We start from the raw sequence: 17,501 nt of genomic DNA on the forward strand, positions 1-17,501 counted from the left end.
CGGGCACCTCCGCCGCGCGTCCGCCCGGTCCGGCGGCGTCGGGCGTCGCGCGCCGCGCACACTGCCCACCGCCGGGTCGGGCCGCCGGCCGCGACCACGGGCCAGGCGGTGCCCGGTCGGGGAACGACCGGTCACCGGCGCCGCGCCCGCCGCTCGGGTAGACCGGAACCCGAAGGAGGCGGCCGATGAGTGACGACCACCCGCGGTACGTGGCGAAGGAGCTGGACGCCGACGATCCGCTGGCGCACCTGCGGGACCGCTTCGTGATCGCCGACGACGATCTCATCTACCTGGACGGCAACTCGCTGGGGCGGCTGCCGGCGGCCACCCCCGCACATCTCGACCGGCTCGTCCGGCGCGGCTGGGGCGAGCAGCTGGTCCGGTCCTGGCCGACCTGGATCGACTGGGGCCGCCGTCTCGGCGACCGGCTCGCCCGGCACGCGCTGGGCGCCCGCCCCGGCGAGGTGGTGGTCTCCGACTCCACCTCGGTGAACCTCTACAAGCTGGCCGCCGCCGCGCTGGACGCCGCCCCGGCGGGCCGCCGCACGATCCTCGTCGACGCCGAGGACTTCCCCACCGACCGGTACGTCGTGCAGGGCCTGGCCGCCGCACGCGGGTTGACCGTCCGGGCCCTGCCGTCGGACCTCGACGACGGACTCCACCTCGACCAGTTGCGCGACGCCCTCGATCACACCGTGGCGCTGGTGCTCCTGTCGGCGGTCTCCTACCGTTCGGGGGCGTTGCTGGACATGGGCGCGGTCAACGCCGCGGCCCGGGAGTGCGGCGCGGTGGTGCTGTGGGACCTGTCGCACGCGGCCGGGGCGGTGCCGGTGGAGCTGACCGGCACCGGCAGCGAACTGGCCGTCGGCTGCACCTACAAGTACCTCAACGCCGGTCCCGGTGCGCCCGCGTTCCTCTATGTCCGGCAGGAGATGCAGGGCCGGCTCCGCCAGCCCATCCAGGGCTGGTTCGGCCAGCGCGACCAGTTCCTCATGTCGGCGGCGTACGACCCCGCGCCGGGGCTCGACCGGTTCCTGGTGGGCACCCCGCCGATCCTGTCGCTCGCCGCGCTCGACCCGGCCCTGGACGTGCTCGCCGAGGCCGGCGTGGACCGGGTCCGGCGCAAGGGGGTACGCCTGGGCGAGCTGCTCGTCGAGTTGGCCGACGCCTGGCTGACCCCGTACGGATTCCGGCTCGCCTGCCCCCGCGACCCACGGCGGCGCGGCAGCCACGTCACCCTGCACCACCCGGAGGCGCTGCGCATCTCGCGCGCGCTCGCCACGGAGGGCCGGGTGGTCGGCGACTACCGCACCCCGGACCGGCTCCGGCTCGGCCCGGCGCCGCTGTACACCCGGTTCGTCGACGTGTGGGACGCCATGGACCGGCTGCGCGACATCGCGGCCCGCCGCGCGTGGGAACGGATGCCCGGCGAACCCTCGCGGGTCACCTGACACCCGCGACGCGGTGGCTCCGCTCGTCAGATCAGGGTCGCCACCAGCGCCACCAGCGGCGGGACACCCTGGACCAGCGCCGCGCGGGCCATCCGGCGGTCGGTCGCGATCAGCACCAGCGCCGCGCCCACCATGCTGCCGCAGGTGAGCACCACCAGCGCCCGCCCGCCGTCGGAACGGACGCCCAGCAGGAGCCCGGCGAAGAGCCCCACCGCCAGGAAGAGGTTGTAGAAGCCCTGGTTGAAGGCCCACCGGCGGACCCGCTCGACGTCCTCGGCGGCGACCCGGAAGCGCCGGTGCACCGCGGGCCGGGAGAAGAGCACGCTCTCCATGACGAAGAACAACACGTGCAGGATACCGGCGAGGACGGCGGCGGCCTGGGCGACCCGGATCACGGGCGGCTCCCTTCGCGCAGAGCGTTCGGCCGGTCGTCCCGTACGCGGTCGGCCGGTACCAGGGTTTCCGGGCGATCCTATCGACGCGCCGACGACCGGCGGGCGTCGCGCCGACCCGGGCCGGCGGCGTGGGGGGAGGTCGCGGGCGGGACCTCCCCACACGCCGGCTCAGCGGGTGAGCGCGCCGGACTCGGTGGGCAGGCCGGCGGCCACCCAGTCCTCGATCCCCTCGACGTACTTGCGGACGTCGGTGTAGCCGAGGGCAGTGAGCCGGTCGGCGACCCGGCCACTGTTCGGGCAGGCCGGGTTGGAGCAGTAGGTGACGATGGGTGCGGTGCGGTCCGGCAGCAGCTCACCGGCCCGCTCGGCCACCTCGGCCTCGACCAGCGGGACGGCGCCGGGCAGGTGCTGCCGGGCGTAGTACTCGCCGCCGAGCGCGTCGACGACGGTGACGGTCCCGGCGGCGATGGCGGTCCGCAACTCGTCGCGGCCGATGCGAGCGGTCATGACAACCTCCAGATAAGTGGACTACAGTCCGGATATGCCCGTGAACGATAGCGGACCGCAGTCCGCTTATGCCACTCCCCCGGTCGAACTCGTCCAGTTGCGTACGACACCCCCGCGCGAGCGGGCGGACGCCGCCCGCAACCGGGCCGCCGTGCTGGACGCCGCGGCGGCCCTCTTCCGCGAGCACGGCGTCGAGGCCGTCTCGATGGAGGCGGTGGCCGCCGCGGCCGGGGTGGGCAAGGGCACCCTGTTCCGGCGCTTCGGGGACAGGTCGGGGCTGGCCACGGCCCTGCTGGACAGCCAGGAACGGGCGCTGCAGGAGGCGATCCTGTTCGGGCCCGCGCCGCTCGGACCGGGCCCGGCCCGGGGGCCGTCGCCGTCGGCACGGGACCGGCTGACCGCCTTCGTCGAGGCGTACCTGGACTACCTCCTCGACCACCTGGACCTGGTCCGGGTCTCGGAGACCGCCGCGCCCGGCGCCCGCTACCGGATCGGGGCGTACCGGTTCTGGCACCGGCACGTGAGCCTGCTCCTCGCGGGTCGCGCCGATCCGGCGGCGGACGCGCACGCCCTGCTCGCCACGCTCGCGGCCGAGCACGTGCGGGCGGTCCTCGACGACATCGGGGCGGACCGGCTGCGGTCGGCGACGCTGCGGCTGGCCAATGCGCTGACCACCGGGTAGCCGGGCGGCGGCCCGTCGGGCAGCGCGGCGGCCTGCGTTACCGTGACCGGATGACCACTCGAGCGACCCAGGCGCGCGGGCTGGAGACGCGGCAGCGGGTGCTCGAGGCAGCGCTGGCGGAGTTCGCCCGGCACGGCGTGGACGGCGCGCGGATCAACCGGATCGCGGCGCAGGCGCGGGCGAGCAAGGAACGGATCTACGCCTGGTTCGGTGACAAGGACGCTCTGTTCGACACCGTGATGCAGGTGGGGCTCGAGGAACTGTCCCGGGTCGTGCCGATCACCACCGACCTGGTGGACTACACGGTCCGCCTGCACGACACCTTCGCCACCCGACCGGACCTGCAACGCATCGCGGCGTGGGCGTGGCTGCACGACCGGGAGCGGACCGAGGGGGTGTCGGCACAACGGGTGGCCGGCTACCGCCGCAAGGTCGAGGTGGTCCGGGAGGCCCAACGGGCCGGACTGGCCGACCCGGACTGGCCGCCGCACCATCTGCTGGCGGCGCTGATCGCCCTGGCCACGTCCTGGCTGACGGCCCCCGTCGAGCTGCGCCAGGTGGCCGGCGACCGACCGGACGCGGACGAGATCACCCGGGATCAGGTACGCCGCGCGGCGCAGCGGTTGGTCCGCCCCGCCTGCTGACCCTCACGACACCGGCACTCCAAACCGAACCAGCAGGTTTGATATCGATGTGGCCGGGTGCTATACCTGAACCGAACCGTGTGGTTCGATTAAGGGGAGGGCACTGCACATGCCTGCTGTGTTGATGGTCCTGTCGGCGGCCGACCACTGGACGCTGCGCGACGGCACCCGGCATCCCACCGGCTACTGGGCCGAGGAGGTCGCCGAACCGCACCGGCTCTTCCGTGCGGCCGGTTGGCGGGTCACCGTGGCCACCCCGGGCGGGGTGCCCCCGACGGTCGACCGGCTCAGTCTCCGGTTCCCGGCCGGAGCTCCCTGGCGGCTCCGCCGCTACCGCCGCTACCTCGCCGCCCACGCCGAGGAGTTCGGCAACCCCCGGGACCTGTCCGAGCTGGACCCCACCGACTACGACGCGGTCTTCTACCCCGGCGGGCACGGCCCGATGGAGGACCTCGCCGTCGACCCCGTCTCCGGTGCCCTGCTGACGCGGGCGCTGCACGCCGGCACCCCGCTGGCCCTGCTGTGTCACGCCCCGGCGGCGACCCTGGCCGCGACCGACGCCGACGGGAGCTGGCCGTTCGCCGGCTATACCATGACCGGCCTGTCGAACCGGGAGGAACTGCTCAACCGGTTCGCCCGCAAGGCGCCCTGGCTGCTGGAGGACCGGCTGGTAGCGCGGGGCGCACGCTACGTCCGGGGCCGGGTCCCGCTGCGCCCCTTCGTGACCGTGGACCGCACCCTCTACACCGGGCAGAACCCCGCCTCGTCCGGGCGCCTCACGCGCCGGCTGATCGCCGACCGGAGCGCCGCCCCGGCCCTCGCCGTCCGGGTGAGCCGCACGGTCCCGGCCTCGCCCGAGCGGGTCTACGCCCTGCTCAGCGACATCACCCGGATGGGCGAGTGGAGCCCGGAGACGTACGCGGCGCGGTGGCGGGAGCCGGGCCGGCGGTTCACCGGCAGCAACCGCATCGGTCGGTTCTACCGGTGGCGGATGACGGCGACGGTCACCGAGGCGGTCCCGGGCCGCGTCTTCGCGTTCACCACCGCCTGGCCGTCCTCGTCGTCCTGGCGCTACGCGCTCGAACCGGTCGACGGCGGCACCCGGATCACCGAGTCGATGACCCGGACCGCGCCGCAGCTGCCCCTGGTCCGCGCGATCCAACGGGTGGTGGGCGTGCGGGACCGCGCCGCGCACCTGCGCGCCGGCATGGCCACCACCCTCGAACGGCTGGACGCGGCGCTGCGGCGGGCGGACGTCGACCGGTCCGGGACCGCACCGGCGGACTCCGACGGGGGCCGCCGGACGACGTCGTGAACCGGGCGGCCTGACCCACCGCGCCGGCGGCCCGAGGCCGGCGTCAGCCAGCGGTCGCGGGGCGCGGGCCGTACCGTTCGGCCGCGCGGGCCCTGGCCTTCGCGGCCTCCACCTCGCGGTCCCGGGCGGGTGCCTTCGTCACCAGGCTGTCCAGCAGGGTCCGGGTGGCCGCGGTGACGGCGCGGACCGCCTCGTCGAACGCCTCCTCGTTGGCCGTGGAGGGCCGGGTCGTGCCGCTGACCTTGCGCACGTACTGGACGGCGGCGGCCTCGATCTCGTCGTCGGTGGCCGGCGGCTCGAAGTTGTGGAGTACGCGGATGTTCCTGCACATGCCTCCACCATGCCAGGCCGGTCCGACAGCGCAAGGAGGCCGGCGGTGTCGGGCGGGAACGGCCGGCCGCGCCGGCGGGCTCAGACCACCGCCCGAGCGGCGCGCCGCAGGGCCGCGTCCACCACGGCGGGCAGGTCGGGTCGCCAGGCCAGCGCCAGCGTCGCCGCCGGCGCGTCACGCAGCGGGACGAAGGCGACGCCCGGCGCGGTCGCGGTGCGGGCGAGCAGGGCCGGCACCGGACAGCAGCCGCTGCCCGCGGCGACCGCCCGCAGCAGCGCGCCGACGTCGACGGCCGGCTCCCCCGCGCCGATCCTCGGCTCGGGCAGCAGCCGCCACGTGCGCAGGAAGAGCGGGTCGACGCCGTCCGGCAGCGGCACCTGGGGCTCCCCGGCCAACTCGGCCACGGCCAGGTCCGGCCGCCGGGCGAGCGGATGGTCGGCCGGCAGGGCGACCAGCCGCGGCCAGCGTCGGACGGGCTCCAGGTGCAGGCCGGCGGTGGCGGCCGGGGTGTAGGGCGGCCAGAGGTAGCCGGCCTGGGCCCGGCCCTCCCGGACGGCGGACACGTGCTCGAGGAAGGACACCCCGGTGAGGCTGACCCGCAGCGCGGGCAGTTCCCGGCCGAGCGCCGTCACGGCACCCGCCTTCAGCTCGTCGACCCCGGCGGCGAGCGTGGTGATCACCAGTCGGTGCAGATCGTCGGGGTGCGCCGCCCGCCGCGTCTCGCGGACCGCCTCCTCGGCCAGGGTCAGCAGGGTGCGGGCGTGCCGGAGGAACTCCTTCCCGGCGGGGGTGAGCGCCACCTGCCGGCGACGCCGGGAGAACAGCTCCGCACCGATCTCGGTCTCCAGGGCGCGGATGCGGGCGGACAGCGACGGCTGGGCCAGGCCGAGTTCCTCCGCCGCCACGGTGAAGTTCATCCGCTCGGCCGCGGCGACGAACGCGGTCACCCGGTCCAGGTCCACCACCGTGACTGTAGCCACCCCGACCGCCGCCGTCACCCCCGCCGCGACGTGCGCGGATAGGGCGCACCTATCGGTGGGTAGGTGCCATCTCTTGGACACCCGGGCGGTGCCGGGTGGAAGGTCGCGGGGTGAACTCCCTCGTCATCTACGGTGCCACCGGCTACGTCGGTCGGCTCGTCGCACAGCTCGCCGTCCGGCGCGGGCTCCGCCCCGTGCTGGCCGGTCGGGACCTCCGCCGGTTGGCCGCTCTGCGGATCGACGCTCCGGTGCGCGCCGCCTCGCTGGCCGACCCGGCCGCGTTGGACCGCCTCCTCGTCGACGCGAGCGTGCTGCTGAACGCGGCCGGACCGTTCGCCGAGACCCAACGCCCGCTGCTGGACGCCTGCCTCCGTACCGGCACCCACTATCTGGACCTCTCCGGTGAGGCGGCCGAGTTCCTCGACGTGCGGGGGCGGGACGACGAACTGGTCCGGGCCGGCGTCATGGCGATGCCCGGCGTCGGGTTCGGGGTCGTACCGACCGACGCGGTGGCCGTGCACCTCGCCGGCCGGCTGCCCTTGGCGCGGCGCCTGGAGCTGTCGTTCGTCACCTCGGGGCAGGTGTCCCGGGGCACGCTCGGCACTCTCCTGGCCGGCCTCGGCGAGCCCGGGGTGCAGCGCCGGGACGGCCGGCTGGTGCCCGTCCGGGCCGGCGCGGCGCAGCGCGGGATCCCCGCCGACGGCCGGACGGTACGGGTCGTCACGAACCCGTGGCGGGCCGACGTGGTCTCCGCCGGGCAGTCCACCGGCATTCCCGACGTGTCGACGTTCTTCGCCGTGCCGGCCCCGCTGCGGCTGGCGCTGCGGGTCGCCCCCGCCGCACCGTGGCTGCTCACCTCGCCGGCCGGTCGGCGGCTGCGGGCTGCCCTGCTGCGCCGGATACCGGAGGGACCGACCCCCGCCCAGCTCGACGCCGGCCGGAGCCTGGTGCACGGGCTCGCCACCGACGACGCCGGCACGGTGGTCGAGGCGGTGCTGACCGGGCCGGACCCGTACCGGTACAGCGCGTACACCGCGGTCGAACTGCTCGCGCGGACCGCGGCCGGGACGGTGCGCCCCGGCTACCGTACGCCGGCCCAGGTGCACGGACCGGACGTGGCGCTGACCACGCCGGGCACGGTCCTGCGGGACCTGCGGTGACCGCGCCGGGGTGGCCGCGCGGCCTCGAACCGGAGCGGACGCCCGTGCACGTCCGCAACGAGGCGTGGGTGCCGCTCCCGCCCGAGGCGGTCTGGGCGCGCCTGGTCGACGCGGTCGCCTGGCCATCCTGGTACGCCAACGCGCACCGGGTCGTCGTGGTCGACGCGGCGGCACTCGGTCCCGGCGTCCGCTTCCGGTGGACGACGCTGCACGTGCGGGTCTCCTGTGTGGTGGACCGGTGGGAGCCGGGGCGGCTGCTCGGCTGGACGGGCCGGGCCCTCGGTTCGTCGGGGCACCACCGGTGGGTGCTCACCCCGCTGGACGGCGGCACCCGGGTGGTCACGGAGGAGACCCAGGCCGGACCCGTGCCCCGGCTGGCCGGCCGGTGGCTGACCCGGTCGCTGCTGCGGTGGCACCAACGCTGGCTCGACGGCATCGCGCCGTCGCGCTGATCGCCGACCGTCGACCCCCGAGCGGGAGATTCACCGACGTCGCGGGCTTTCCGCTACGGCACCGTAGCGTTACGGTACAGGCATGGCATCTTCCCCACGACCGGCCGTGCAGCAGCGGGTCCGGCCGCCCAAGGCCCCGCACCGGGTCGTCAACCGCGTCATGCGGTGGCTGCTCGCCACGCCCTCCCGGGCGCACCCGGTCGGTCGGCACCTGCTGCTGCACGTGACCGGCGGCGCACCGGCCGCGAGCTGGTCTTCCCGGTCGCCTACCGGGACAACGGCGACGGGCGGCTGCTGGTGCTGACGAACTCGCCCTGGCGGGTCGACCTGCGCGACCGGCCGGACGTCACGGTGACCCTGGCGGGCCGGCGCCGGCCCGCCCAGGCGCAGCTCGTGGAGGAACCGGAACGCGTCGCCGAGGCGGCCCGCCGGGACGCCCTCGCGCTGGTGCACCGCACCGTCACGGAAACCGTCCGATGACCGCCCCGGTGCTGGTGACCGGCGCGACCGGGAACGTCGGCGGGGCGGTCGCCCGGTCCCTGGCCGCAACCGGCGTGGCCGTCCGGGTCGCCGGCCCGGACCCGGCCGCCATGAGGCTCCGGTTCCCGGACGTCCCCGGCGTACGGCTGGATTTCGCCGACCCCGGCACGTTCGAGTCGGCCCTGGCGGGCGCCGGTGGGTTGTTCCTGCTCCGACCGCCGCAGATCGCCCGGGTCGGGCCCACCCTGAACGCGCTCGTCGACGCCGCTGCCCGGCACGGGGTCGGGCACGTGGTCTTCTCCTCCGTCACCGGCGCGGACACCAACGTCGTGGTGCCGCACCACCGGGTGGAGACCCACCTGCGCGCCTCCGGCCTGCCGTACACGATCCTGCGCCCGGGTTTCTTCGCCCAGAACCTGGCCGACGCCTACCGGCGGGACATCCGCGAGGAGAACCGGATCTATCTGCCCGCCGGCTCCGGACGGGCCGCCTTCGTCGACACCCGCGACCTGGGGGACGTGGCGGCGACCGTCTTCGCCGACCCCGCCGCGCACGCCGGTGCCGGCTACCCCCTGACCGGCGCCGAGGCGCTCGACTTCGACGAGGTGGCGGCGGTGCTCACCGAGGAACTCGGCCGGCCGATCCGCTACCACCCGGCCACCGTCGGCGGCTATCTGCGCCACCTGCGCCGGCGCGATGCTCCCCTGGTCCAGGCCCTGGTGCAGACGGTGCTGCACACCGGCCTGCGGCGCGGGCAGGCGGAACGGGTGGATCCCACCCTGCCGCGCCTGCTCGGACGGGCCCCCCGCACCCTGCGGCAGTATGTGCACGAGCACCGGGAGCTGTGGCGGTAGGCGTCACCCCCGGGCCGGGACGGAGCGGGGTGACGGATGGACCGGACGACGGATCCGCGGGTGCGCCGCTCCCGCGCCCTGGTCATCACGACGACGCTCGCCCTGCTCGCCGAGCGGGGCGTGGCCGGCACCACGATCGAGGCCGTCGCGGAACGGTCCGGGGTGGCCAAGACGACGATCTACCGGCACTGGGAGGGGCAGGGGGCGCTGGTTCTCGACGCGTTCGACAGCGTGCGGCGACCCCCCGTCGACCCCGACACCGGAACGCTCCGGGGTGACCTGCTCGACCTGGTCACCGGCCTCGCCGCGGCGTTGTCCGAGGGGCCGGCGGCGGGACTGATGTTCGCGCTGATCGACGCCGCCGAGCGCGACCCGCAGCTCGCCGCCCTGCACCGCCGCGAGGCCGACGCCCGGCACGCCGTCATCCTGCGCGCCGTCGAGCGCGGTATCGGCCGGGGTGAGCTGCCCGCCGACACCGACCCCGCCGAGGTGCTCGACGAGCTGGCCGGCCCGCTCTTCTACCGCCGCGCGGTCTCCGGCGCGGCGGTGGACCGGGGCTTCGCCGAGCGGATCGTGGCCCGGGTGCTCGCCGCCCACGCGGTCCGGGCCGGGTAGCCGGTGGGTGGCGGGGTGGGCACAGCGGTTCGTCCGGTGGCGACGCCCGTCCCGCCGGACCGACCGCGTACGCAGCCGGTCCGGCGGGGACCGGTCAGGACTCGACCGGCGGCGCGGTCCGACGGGTGGCGACCAGGCTCCAGCCGATGGAGACGGCGAGGGTGACGACGATGACGCCCAGGGTGAGCGGGATCGGCAGCTTCCCGACCGGCGTCTCGGAGAGGATGAGCTTGACTCCGGCGAAGGCGAGCAGGAACGCCAGGCCGTAGTGCAGGTGCACGAAGCGCCGCAGCAGTCCGGCCAGGCAGAAATAGAGGCTGCGCAGACCGAGTACGGCGAAGGCGTTCGCGGTCCAGACGACGAACGTGCTGGTGGTGATCGCGAGGATCGCGGCGACCGAGTCGATGGCGAAGATCAGATCGGTGGCCTCCACGGCGATCAGGACGACGAAGAGCAGGGTGGCGACGCGCCGGCCGTCGACCCGGGTGAAGAACCGGTCGCCGTGGTAGCGGGCGTCGGTGGGCACGATCCGGCGGACGAGCCGGACGACGAGGTTGCGGTCGGGGTGCATCTCGGCGTCGTGCCGGAAGGCCATCTTCCAGCCGGTCCAGATGAGGAAGACGCCGAACACGTAGGCGGTCCAGAAGAACGTCTCCAGCAGTCCCGCGCCGACGAAGATGAACACCAGCCGGAACAGCAGGGCGCCGATGACACCCCAGAACAGGACCTTGTGCTGGACGGCGGCCGGGACCGCGAAGTAGGTGAACACCAGGGCGAAGACGAAGACGTTGTCGATCGACAGCGCCTTCTCGATGAGGTATCCGGCGTAGTAGGCGCCGGCCGCGTCCTCGCCCTGCCACAGCCAGAGCACGACGCCGAAGGCGAGGCCGGCGGCGATCCACACCGCCGACCAGAGCGCGGCCTCGCGGAAGCCGATGACGTGGTTGTCGCGGTGCAGGAACAGGTCGACCGCCAGCATGACGGCGATCACCACCGTCAGCGCCACCCAGGCCCACCAGGGTACGGACATGACCGGATCACTCCCTCCGACCGGGCCGACGGCAGATGTCGGCGTACGGGCCGAAGGTCTCCCCGAGCCGCCGCGAACGGCGGCCCGCGCGGCCGGGACCCGGTGGGTCCGTACTGACGGCGGCGCGTCCGGTGGCGGGTACTCCCCCTCGAACTACGAAAGATTATTCGTGATACAGACTTCCCTTGTCAAGGGCCGTCGACAGCGGATCGTCCCCGCTCAGCGCAGGCCCCGCCAGGCCGCCAGGTAGCCGCCGCCGGTACCGAACGACGGCCCTGGACCGTCCCAGAAGCCGACCTTGTCGACCTGGGCGGCCACCGCCGCGATCCCGCCGGCGGCAGCGACCCCACGGACGGTGCCGGCGCCGCCGTCGGTGAAGACCACCCAGCTGAGCCGCCGCCGCAGGTCCGGCGAGAGCACCAGCACCCACGCGTCCCCACCGGCGTACGGGGCGAGCCGCCGGCCACCGAGGGTGACCTGCGACCGACCGGCGATCTGGTACGCCGACACCCCGCCGGCGTAGATCCGGCCGGCCTCGTCGGCGGTGACGGCGAGCGGCTTGATCGTGTTGCCGCGGTCACCCTTGCTGTCGATCCGGCTGATCACCACCTGTCCGGCCAGCTGCCGACCCGAAGCGGGATCGAACCGGGCCAGGTAGGTGGAGTGGGCGCTGCCGGTGTTGCTGGCCCGGGTGAACTCGTCGGTCGCCTCGTTCGGCGCCGGCCGGGTCGGGTCGGCCGCCGATCGGGCGAAGATGCTGTTGCCCCCGGCCGTCTCCCCCGCGAGGTACAGCCGCCCGTCCCGGCCCAGCGCGACCCGGTCGGCCCGGCTGTCCGCGCAGAGGTCACCCAGCCGGTCCGCCGGCTGGTCGTACGCGCGCCAGCGCAGCTCGCCCCGTCGGTCGTAGGCGTGGACGTAGGCGATCTGCACCGGGCTGCACCGGCCGCCGCCGGTCTGCCGGAAACCGCTGACGAACACCAGACCGCTGCGGTCGTCCACCGCCACGTCGCTGACCGTCCGGCCGGCCGGGCGGATCCGGGCCAGGGTGGCGCCGGTCAGGTCGTACACCGTGACGGTGGAACCGGTGACGGCCGCGACGGTCCCTGCGGCGCCGACCGCGACGCGGCTCGCCGCGCCGCCGCGCCGCCAGCGGGGACGTTGCGCGGCCGGGTCGAGCACGACGACGCCCCGGTCGGTGGCGACGGCGATCTCCCGCCGCCCCGGCGCACCTCCAGGTCGTCCACGGTGCCGGCGATCCGACTGGTCCGCAGCAGGCGCCGGCCCGTGCCGTCGAACACCAGGACCGCGCCCGCCCCTCCCCCACCGATCGTGGTGACCGGCCCGCCCGGCGCGCCGGTGATCCGGCCCCCGACGACGATCTCGCAGCGCGGCGTCACGTCCACCGCGGTCGCCGACCCACCGGCGGCGCCGAGGTACGCGCCGGCGGTCGGATCCAGTCGACCGGCGGAGCGCGGTGCGGGCGCCGGCTGCGGACAGGTGGGCGGGGCCGCGCCGAAACCCGTCGTCGCGCGGGACGGCGCCGGCGCGGGTCCGGGCGCGTCCGGCCGGCCGGCCGGGGTCGCCGGTGGTGGGTGCCGTGGCGAGAGTGTCGGCCCGGGGCGCGGTGCCGTGCGTGCCGCACCCGGCCAGGACGAGTGCCGCAGTGGCGGCGGCCACCGTCGGCCGGTGGAGACGAGCAAGCGGGCGCACGGCAGGTCCTCCAGGTGGTCGCTGCACCAGCCACCCGTCGCGGCCGGAGCGGCGGCGCCCAGACTAGCAACGCCCGGCGGGCCGACCGTCGAGCTCCCTAGACCGTCCACAGGGGATCGCGCCACCGTTCGTCACCGCCGCCGCGGGGTACGCCACGGTGGGTGCCGGCCGGTCGGCCAACACCCACCCCGTGACCGGTCGGTCAGGCGGTCATCACCAGGTAGTTCTCCAGCACCCCGATGCTCGGGCCGCCGAGCACCTGGGACACCGAGAACGTCGCCGAGCCGTAGGCCGGGACGGAGATGACGCACTCCTTGGTCTTCGCCGGCGTGCCCGCCGGCATGTCCACACTGGTCCAGGCCGCGGCCGCGCCGTTGACGCTGCACCGGTGCGCGAAGCGCACGTTGCCCCCCGTGTCGCCCTGGCGCAGCACGTAACGCACGGTGTGCGCCACGCCGGTGTTGTTGGTGATCCGCCCGGTGTTGGTCTCCACCACCCCCCAGTTGGCCAGGTTGCCGGTGGTGCCGTCGCTGTTGCGCGGGTCGAGCTCGAACGGGTTGATCTCGGTGAGGGCGAAGCTGCTCGACGACAGCGGCATCCAGACCGAGAGCATGTCGTTGCCGATGGCGGCCGGCTTGCGGGACGGGGTGGCGTTGGTGGTCCACCGGTCGCGGGTGACCCCGCCGTAGCTGACCGGGAAGTTCTGGTTCAACGGAGTCGTGGCGTCGATGGTGTAGTTGATGTTCTGCGCGACCACCTCGTTGGCGTGCCGGTTGACGTCGTACGGCACCGTCACCCGCCCGTCGTAGACCTTGCGGTCGTTGTGCAGGCCGTCGCCGTTGTCGGCGCCCCGGTACGGCAGTGCGGCGGCGGCCGACGCCGTCGGCAGGGCGCTGAAGACGCCCACCTTGACGAAGACCGCGCCGCCGACGCAGGAACTCACCACCCGGGTGGTGTTCAGGTCGATCGCGCCGGTGAAGAAGGCGTTCGCCGGGGCGGTCGCGGTGAACAGCCACGCGCTGGTGTTGCGCGGCAGCGACTTCGCGGTCTCCGCGCCGTTGCCGTTGAGCATGGTCGCCAGCGGCGCGGCGGCGCCGACGCCGGCACCCGGGTAGGTGCCGTACCCCTTGCGGTCGACCTTGAAGGTGAGGTCGCAGCCGGAGGTGTTCTGCAACAGGATGCCGTAGACGAAGGGGGTCCCGCTGTAGTTGCCGTGCTCGAAGAAGACCCGGTGGGCGCCGGGGTCGAGCGAACCCCGGTAGATCAGGTCCCGGTCGGCGTCCTCGCCGTAGAGCAGGCGTTCCGGGGCGTTGAGGAAGGTCAGGGTGCGGACGCCCTCGACGGCGGTGTACCCGACCGCCGCCGGCGCGGGTGCCGCCATCGCCGGCGCGGCGGTGCCGGCCAGCCCCGCGGCCAGCACGCCGGCCGCGGCGAGCAGCCCGACGCACACGCGATTGCGCAGAAACATGGAGGTCCTCTCGGATCGTGCGTCCGGACGCGATGCGGTGCGTACCCGGACGCGGTCGGTCGTCCCGGCCGCGCCCCGAGGCGGAGGCGGGTGTCGGGCGACGCTCAGTCACCCCCAGCCTCGCGCGCGCCGGGAGGGGCCGCCAGAGCCGTTCTCGGCACGCCCCGCCGGTCGCGTCACGATCGCTTTACGGTGCCGACCCGGCGGTGCGTCCGCCGCCCCGGACCCGCCCGGCGCCGATAGCCGGACCGGTCACGGGGCCGTCCCGGGGCTGCGGTGCCGGGGAGCGCCGGCACCGCCGTCGCGCAGGACGAGGTCGAGCAGGCTCTCGACGAGCTGCGCGTCGAGCGGGCCGCCACTGATCACCCGGCGGTAGACGATCGTGCCGGCCCAGACGTCCTGGACCAGGTCGGTGTCCACGTCGGAGGGGAGGTCGCCCCGATCGGCGGCGCGGTGCAGGGCGGCGGCGACGAACTCCCGCTTGCGGCGCAGGAAGCGTCCGCGCAGGTGCTCCAGGAGGGTGGGATCGGTGGCGCAGTCGGAGGCGAGCGCGGGCAGCGCGAGGTCGAAGGCGTGGCCGGTGTAGTTGTCCATCGTCATCTGCACCGCCCGGCGCAGTTCCTGGCGGGTGTCGCCCACGTCGGCGATCTCCTCGGCCTCGAAGACCGCGGCCAGCGCGTCGACCGCCAGCTCCTCCTTGCCGCTCCACCAGCGGTAGATGGTCGCCTTGCCCACCTTCGCCCGGGCGGCCACCGCCTCCACGGTGAGCCCGCGGTAGCCGATCTCCGACAGCACGTCCCTGGTGGCGGCGAGGATGGCCGTGGCGGCGCGCGGACCGCGCGGTGTGGCAGACATAACTGAAACGATACGTCTCGTTGCGCTCGGGCCGCCAGTCCCGTTAGCGTCGGAGCGAGACGATACGTATCGTTCCGAAGGAGGACGTATGCCCAAGGGATACAGCCTGCCGCTGTCCCCCCGTGGTACCGCCGGCCTGGTCGAGCCGCCCCCGTGGCACTACGCCGGCGACCTGCTCGCCGTCGAGTTCTGGACCGACCCGACCGAGGCTGCCGCGACCCTGCCGCCGGCGCTGACCATCGACCCGGAAACCGCCGGACGCGGCCTCGCCCTCTTCATCGACTGGCAGTACGCGGGGCGGCACGTCGACCAGTTGCAGCCCGCGCGCAGCCAGTACCGGGAGTTCATGGTCCTGCTCGACGCCCGGCACGGGCAGCGGGCCGTGGCCTGGTGCCCGTACATCTATGTGGACAACGACGCCGCGCTGGCCCGGGGATGGATCCAGGGGTTCCCCAAGAAGATGGCCGACGTGCACCAGACGCGGGTCTTCGCCGCGCCCGGGCCCGCGGCGCCGCGCCTCTCCCCCGGTGGCCGGTTCGCCGCCGACGCCAGCGTGGCCGGACATCACCTGGCCCGCGCCGAGGTGACCCTGCGGACGCCGGTGACCGAACCGGAGCGCCTCCTGGCGCGTCCGACGGTCAACCGGCGCTACTTCCCGCAGCTCGCGGCGGGCCGGCACGACGTCCCGGCCGTCGACGAGCTGGTGCTGGCCGTCTTCGACGACCTGCACCTCGTGGACGCCTGGGCCGGCGAGGGGCAGCTGGACTTCTTCACCGTGCCGCACGAGGAACTGGCCGCCCTCGCCCCGGTCCGGACCGGCCTGGGCCTGCGCGCCTCGCTGAGCTACACGGTCAACGACCTGATTACGCTGTGATCGGTGACGGCCCGGCGGACGGGGAGGGGCGGACGACCCGTCCGCGTCCGCCGGCGCACGTCACCGATGGGAGGAGAGCATGACCGACGTCGGATGGCGGCCGTTCGCGACTCCGCTGCACTATCTCGGGCTGCCCGGCAGCGTCGCGCCGCCGATCTGGCGGGAGGGGCGCATCCGGGCCGAGCTGGCCGCCCTGCGGTCGCGCCGTCCCGCGCCGCCGGTGCCACCGGAGCCGGGCGCCCCGGTGCTGGTCGTGCCCGGCTTCGCCGCCGGGGACGACCGGGTGGCGTTGCTGCGCGACTGGCTGCGCGAGGGGGGCTGGGACGTCCGACCGACCGGGATCACCGACGGTCGCCGCTGCTCCAGCCGGGACCTCGCGATCGTCGAGGAGACGCTGGTGCGCGTACACGCCGAGACCGGACGGCCGGTCACCCTGGTCGGGCACAGCCGGGGCGGCCTGTTCGCCAAGGTCCTCGCCGTGCGACACCCGGACCGGGTACGGGCCCTGGTGACCCTCGGGGCCCCGCTGACCGACCCGTTCGGGATACACCTGGCCGTCCGCCTGTTGACCCTGTGGATGGCGACGATGACGCGGCTCGGCCACCGGGACTGGGTCCGCAACTGCCCCTTCGGCGACTGCTGCCGCCAGGTCCACGACGACCTCCTGGCCCCGACGCCCGCCCAGGTGCCGTTCACCTCGATCGCCAGTCGCAGCGACGGCATCGTGTCCTGGCAGGCCTCCCAGGACCCCGACGCCCACTGCGTCACCGTGGACAGCTCCCACGGTGGACTGGTCGCCCACCCGGGGGTCTGGGCCGCGATCGCCGCCGCGCTGACGCACCCGCCACGCCGGTCCGGACCGGGAGTCAGCGGGGAACGAGGAAACCGCCCATCACCCGCCCCATGATCCTGGTGCGCAGCTGGCGGGGCAACGGGGCCAGCGACCAGTTCAGGGTCTTGGACAGGGCACCGGGACTGACGGTCATCCGCCGCCCGAGGGCGTTCAGGGTCGCCCGGGCCACCTCGATCGGTTCGGCGGCGGTGGTGAAGCGCATCCCGGCCCGGTCACCGAAGCCCGAACTGACCGGCCCGGGGGTGCTCGTGACCACGTCGACCCCGCTGTCGCGCAGCTCGACGTGCAGCGCCTCGCCGAACGCCTGCACGTACGCCTTGGTGGCCGCGTAGTGCGCCGCCTGCGGTGTGCCCTGCCGCCCCACCACGGAAGCCAGCAGCACGATTCCGCCGGAACCCCGGCGCGTCATCCGGACCGCCGCCGCGTGGGTCAGCGCCAGCACGGCCCGGCAGTTCACGTCGAGCATCGACTGCTCTCCCGCCAGGTCCGCGTCCACGAACCGTCCGCTGGTCCCGAAGCCGGCCGCCGCGACCAGCAGACCGAGGTCCACCTCCGCGCCGGCCTGCTCGACCGCGTGCACCCCCTCCGGGGTCGCCAGGTCCGCGGCGACCGTCCGGGTCTGCACGACGTAGCGCTGCCGGAGATCGGCGGTGACCGCGGCGAGCTCCTCGTCGCGGCGCCCGACGGCGAGCACGTGGACGCCGGCCGAGGCGATGACGGCGGCCATCGCCCGGCCGATGCCGGACGAAGCCCCGGTGACCAGCGCCCACGGTCCGTAGCGGTCCCGGAAGGTCGACGGGTGGCGCACGGCCGGCTCCACTGTCCGCAATTCCATGGACACCACT

20 protein-coding genes are annotated in these 17,501 nt (G+C 74.8%); 11 read left to right on the top strand and 9 right to left on the bottom strand.

Annotated elements, in window-relative coordinates; all coding sequences use genetic code 11:
* Positions 1 to 185: 185 nt before the first annotated feature.
* The gene (kynU, locus tag MRQ36_RS31035; RefSeq protein ID WP_242800273.1) at positions 186 to 1,451 is read left to right on the top strand and encodes a kynureninase; all 1,266 of its coding nucleotides are present in this window, start codon (positions 186 to 188) and stop codon (positions 1,449 to 1,451) included.
* 26 nt (positions 1,452 to 1,477) lie between these two features.
* Here kynU and MRQ36_RS31040 read toward each other — a convergent pair whose 3' ends face one another.
* Together MRQ36_RS31040 and MRQ36_RS31045 are read right to left on the bottom strand one after the other, a co-directional pair.
* Positions 1,478 to 1,846, bottom strand: coding sequence for a DUF1304 domain-containing protein (locus MRQ36_RS31040; protein WP_242800274.1), 369 nt, complete (start codon positions 1,844 to 1,846; stop codon positions 1,478 to 1,480).
* Positions 1,847 to 2,014: 168 nt separating this feature from the next.
* Positions 2,015 to 2,353, bottom strand: a complete 339-nt coding sequence (locus tag MRQ36_RS31045; RefSeq protein WP_242800275.1) for a rhodanese-like domain-containing protein — start codon at positions 2,351 to 2,353, stop codon at positions 2,015 to 2,017.
* Between the two features lie 34 nt (positions 2,354 to 2,387).
* Between MRQ36_RS31045 and MRQ36_RS31050 the strand changes: the two genes are divergently transcribed.
* The 3 genes from MRQ36_RS31050 (at position 2,388) to MRQ36_RS31060 (ending at position 4,994) form a co-directional block, all read left to right on the top strand.
* Entirely contained in the window at positions 2,388 to 3,035 is a 648-nt protein-coding gene (locus tag MRQ36_RS31050; RefSeq protein WP_242800276.1) for a TetR family transcriptional regulator, read from the top strand.
* A gap of 50 nt (positions 3,036 to 3,085) precedes the next feature.
* Positions 3,086 to 3,679, top strand: coding sequence for a TetR/AcrR family transcriptional regulator (locus MRQ36_RS31055; RefSeq protein WP_242800277.1), 594 nt, complete (start codon positions 3,086 to 3,088; stop codon positions 3,677 to 3,679).
* 109 nt (positions 3,680 to 3,788) lie between these two features.
* Entirely contained in the window at positions 3,789 to 4,994 is a 1,206-nt protein-coding gene (locus tag MRQ36_RS31060) for an SRPBCC family protein (protein ID WP_242800278.1), read from the top strand.
* A 43-nt stretch (positions 4,995 to 5,037) separates the two neighbouring features.
* Here MRQ36_RS31060 and MRQ36_RS31065 read toward each other — a convergent pair whose 3' ends face one another.
* Positions 5,038 to 5,325 carry a DUF2277 domain-containing protein gene (locus MRQ36_RS31065; RefSeq protein WP_242800279.1) on the bottom strand — a complete coding sequence of 96 codons (288 nt, stop codon included), beginning with the start codon at positions 5,323 to 5,325 and terminating at the stop codon, positions 5,038 to 5,040.
* Between the two features lie 80 nt (positions 5,326 to 5,405).
* The gene (locus tag MRQ36_RS31070) at positions 5,406 to 6,305 is read right to left on the bottom strand and encodes a LysR family transcriptional regulator (RefSeq protein WP_242800280.1); all 900 of its coding nucleotides are present in this window, start codon (positions 6,303 to 6,305) and stop codon (positions 5,406 to 5,408) included.
* 110 nt (positions 6,306 to 6,415) lie between these two features.
* Between MRQ36_RS31070 and MRQ36_RS31075 the strand changes: the two genes are divergently transcribed.
* The 5 genes from MRQ36_RS31075 (at position 6,416) to MRQ36_RS31095 (ending at position 9,866) form a co-directional block, all read left to right on the top strand.
* Complete coding sequence (locus MRQ36_RS31075) at positions 6,416 to 7,465, top strand: trans-acting enoyl reductase family protein (RefSeq protein WP_242800281.1); 1,050 nt, start codon at positions 6,416 to 6,418, stop codon at positions 7,463 to 7,465.
* Positions 7,462 to 7,917 (top strand): SRPBCC family protein, encoded by a 456-nt coding sequence (locus MRQ36_RS31080; protein WP_242800282.1) that lies wholly within the window; start codon positions 7,462 to 7,464, stop codon positions 7,915 to 7,917. The genes MRQ36_RS31075 and MRQ36_RS31080 overlap by 4 nt, the downstream gene beginning before the upstream one ends.
* 165 nt (positions 7,918 to 8,082) lie before the next feature.
* Positions 8,083 to 8,397, top strand: coding sequence for a hypothetical protein (locus MRQ36_RS31085; RefSeq protein ID WP_242800283.1), 315 nt, complete (start codon positions 8,083 to 8,085; stop codon positions 8,395 to 8,397).
* A complete protein-coding gene (locus MRQ36_RS31090) occupies positions 8,394 to 9,251 on the top strand; it encodes an SDR family oxidoreductase (protein WP_242800284.1) in 858 nt (285 codons plus the stop codon). The genes MRQ36_RS31085 and MRQ36_RS31090 overlap by 4 nt, the downstream gene beginning before the upstream one ends.
* A 36-nt stretch (positions 9,252 to 9,287) precedes the next feature.
* On the top strand, positions 9,288 to 9,866 hold the full coding sequence (locus MRQ36_RS31095; RefSeq protein ID WP_242800285.1) for a TetR/AcrR family transcriptional regulator: 579 nt from the start codon (positions 9,288 to 9,290) through the stop codon (positions 9,864 to 9,866).
* Between the two features lie 94 nt (positions 9,867 to 9,960).
* Here the strand turns inward: MRQ36_RS31095 and MRQ36_RS31100 are convergent, their stop codons facing one another.
* The 4 genes from MRQ36_RS31100 to MRQ36_RS31115 all read right to left on the bottom strand — a co-directional run bounded on the left by MRQ36_RS31100 (position 9,961) and on the right by MRQ36_RS31115 (position 14,929).
* Complete coding sequence (locus MRQ36_RS31100; protein ID WP_242800286.1) at positions 9,961 to 10,896, bottom strand: TerC family protein; 936 nt, start codon at positions 10,894 to 10,896, stop codon at positions 9,961 to 9,963.
* Between the two features lie 219 nt (positions 10,897 to 11,115).
* Complete coding sequence (locus tag MRQ36_RS31105) at positions 11,116 to 12,075, bottom strand: hypothetical protein (RefSeq protein ID WP_242800287.1); 960 nt, start codon at positions 12,073 to 12,075, stop codon at positions 11,116 to 11,118.
* A gap of 733 nt (positions 12,076 to 12,808) precedes the next feature.
* On the bottom strand, positions 12,809 to 14,074 hold the full coding sequence (locus tag MRQ36_RS31110; RefSeq protein WP_242800288.1) for a hypothetical protein: 1,266 nt from the start codon (positions 14,072 to 14,074) through the stop codon (positions 12,809 to 12,811).
* A gap of 252 nt (positions 14,075 to 14,326) precedes the next feature.
* The gene (locus MRQ36_RS31115) at positions 14,327 to 14,929 is read right to left on the bottom strand and encodes a TetR/AcrR family transcriptional regulator (protein WP_242800289.1); all 603 of its coding nucleotides are present in this window, start codon (positions 14,927 to 14,929) and stop codon (positions 14,327 to 14,329) included.
* Positions 14,930 to 15,017: 88 nt separating this feature from the next.
* On the opposite strand from MRQ36_RS31115, the gene MRQ36_RS31120 reads away from it, so the two are divergent.
* Both MRQ36_RS31120 and MRQ36_RS31125 read left to right on the top strand, forming a co-directional pair.
* Entirely contained in the window at positions 15,018 to 15,803 is a 786-nt protein-coding gene (locus tag MRQ36_RS31120) for an acetoacetate decarboxylase family protein (RefSeq protein WP_242800290.1), read from the top strand.
* Between the two features lie 79 nt (positions 15,804 to 15,882).
* Entirely contained in the window at positions 15,883 to 16,710 is an 828-nt protein-coding gene (locus MRQ36_RS31125; RefSeq protein WP_242800291.1) for an alpha/beta fold hydrolase, read from the top strand.
* On the opposite strand, the gene MRQ36_RS31130 is transcribed toward MRQ36_RS31125, so the two are convergent.
* A complete protein-coding gene (locus tag MRQ36_RS31130; protein ID WP_242800292.1) occupies positions 16,670 to 17,491 on the bottom strand; it encodes an SDR family oxidoreductase in 822 nt (273 codons plus the stop codon). The genes MRQ36_RS31125 and MRQ36_RS31130 overlap by 41 nt on opposite strands.
* Between the last annotated feature and the right edge of the window lie 10 nt (positions 17,492 to 17,501).

This window comes from Micromonospora sp. R77 (assembly GCF_022747945.1).
Lineage (GTDB): Bacteria > Actinomycetota > Actinomycetes > Mycobacteriales > Micromonosporaceae > Micromonospora.

Bases quoted from the DNA above. Each gene is read 5' to 3' on its own strand.
- MRQ36_RS31130 (WP_242800292.1), bottom strand. From the start codon at position 17,491: ATGGAATTGCGGACAGTGGAGCCGGCCGTGCGCCACCCGTCGACCTTC.
- MRQ36_RS31065 (WP_242800279.1), bottom strand. From the start codon at position 5,325: ATGTGCAGGAACATCCGCGTACTCCACAACTTCGAGCCGCCGGCCACC.
- MRQ36_RS31060 (WP_242800278.1), top strand. From the start codon at position 3,789: ATGCCTGCTGTGTTGATGGTCCTGTCGGCGGCCGACCACTGGACGCTG.
- MRQ36_RS31055 (WP_242800277.1), top strand. From the start codon at position 3,086: ATGACCACTCGAGCGACCCAGGCGCGCGGGCTGGAGACGCGGCAGCGG.
- MRQ36_RS31125 (WP_242800291.1), top strand. From the start codon at position 15,883: ATGACCGACGTCGGATGGCGGCCGTTCGCGACTCCGCTGCACTATCTC.
- MRQ36_RS31090 (WP_242800284.1), top strand. From the start codon at position 8,394: ATGACCGCCCCGGTGCTGGTGACCGGCGCGACCGGGAACGTCGGCGGG.
- MRQ36_RS31120 (WP_242800290.1), top strand. From the start codon at position 15,018: ATGCCCAAGGGATACAGCCTGCCGCTGTCCCCCCGTGGTACCGCCGGC.
- kynU (WP_242800273.1), top strand. From the start codon at position 186: ATGAGTGACGACCACCCGCGGTACGTGGCGAAGGAGCTGGACGCCGAC.
- MRQ36_RS31045 (WP_242800275.1), bottom strand. From the start codon at position 2,353: ATGACCGCTCGCATCGGCCGCGACGAGTTGCGGACCGCCATCGCCGCC.
- MRQ36_RS31110 (WP_242800288.1), bottom strand. From the start codon at position 14,074: ATGTTTCTGCGCAATCGCGTGTGCGTCGGGCTGCTCGCCGCGGCCGGC.
- MRQ36_RS31095 (WP_242800285.1), top strand. From the start codon at position 9,288: ATGGACCGGACGACGGATCCGCGGGTGCGCCGCTCCCGCGCCCTGGTC.
- MRQ36_RS31050 (WP_242800276.1), top strand. From the start codon at position 2,388: ATGCCCGTGAACGATAGCGGACCGCAGTCCGCTTATGCCACTCCCCCG.
- MRQ36_RS31115 (WP_242800289.1), bottom strand. From the start codon at position 14,929: ATGTCTGCCACACCGCGCGGTCCGCGCGCCGCCACGGCCATCCTCGCC.
- MRQ36_RS31100 (WP_242800286.1), bottom strand. From the start codon at position 10,896: ATGTCCGTACCCTGGTGGGCCTGGGTGGCGCTGACGGTGGTGATCGCC.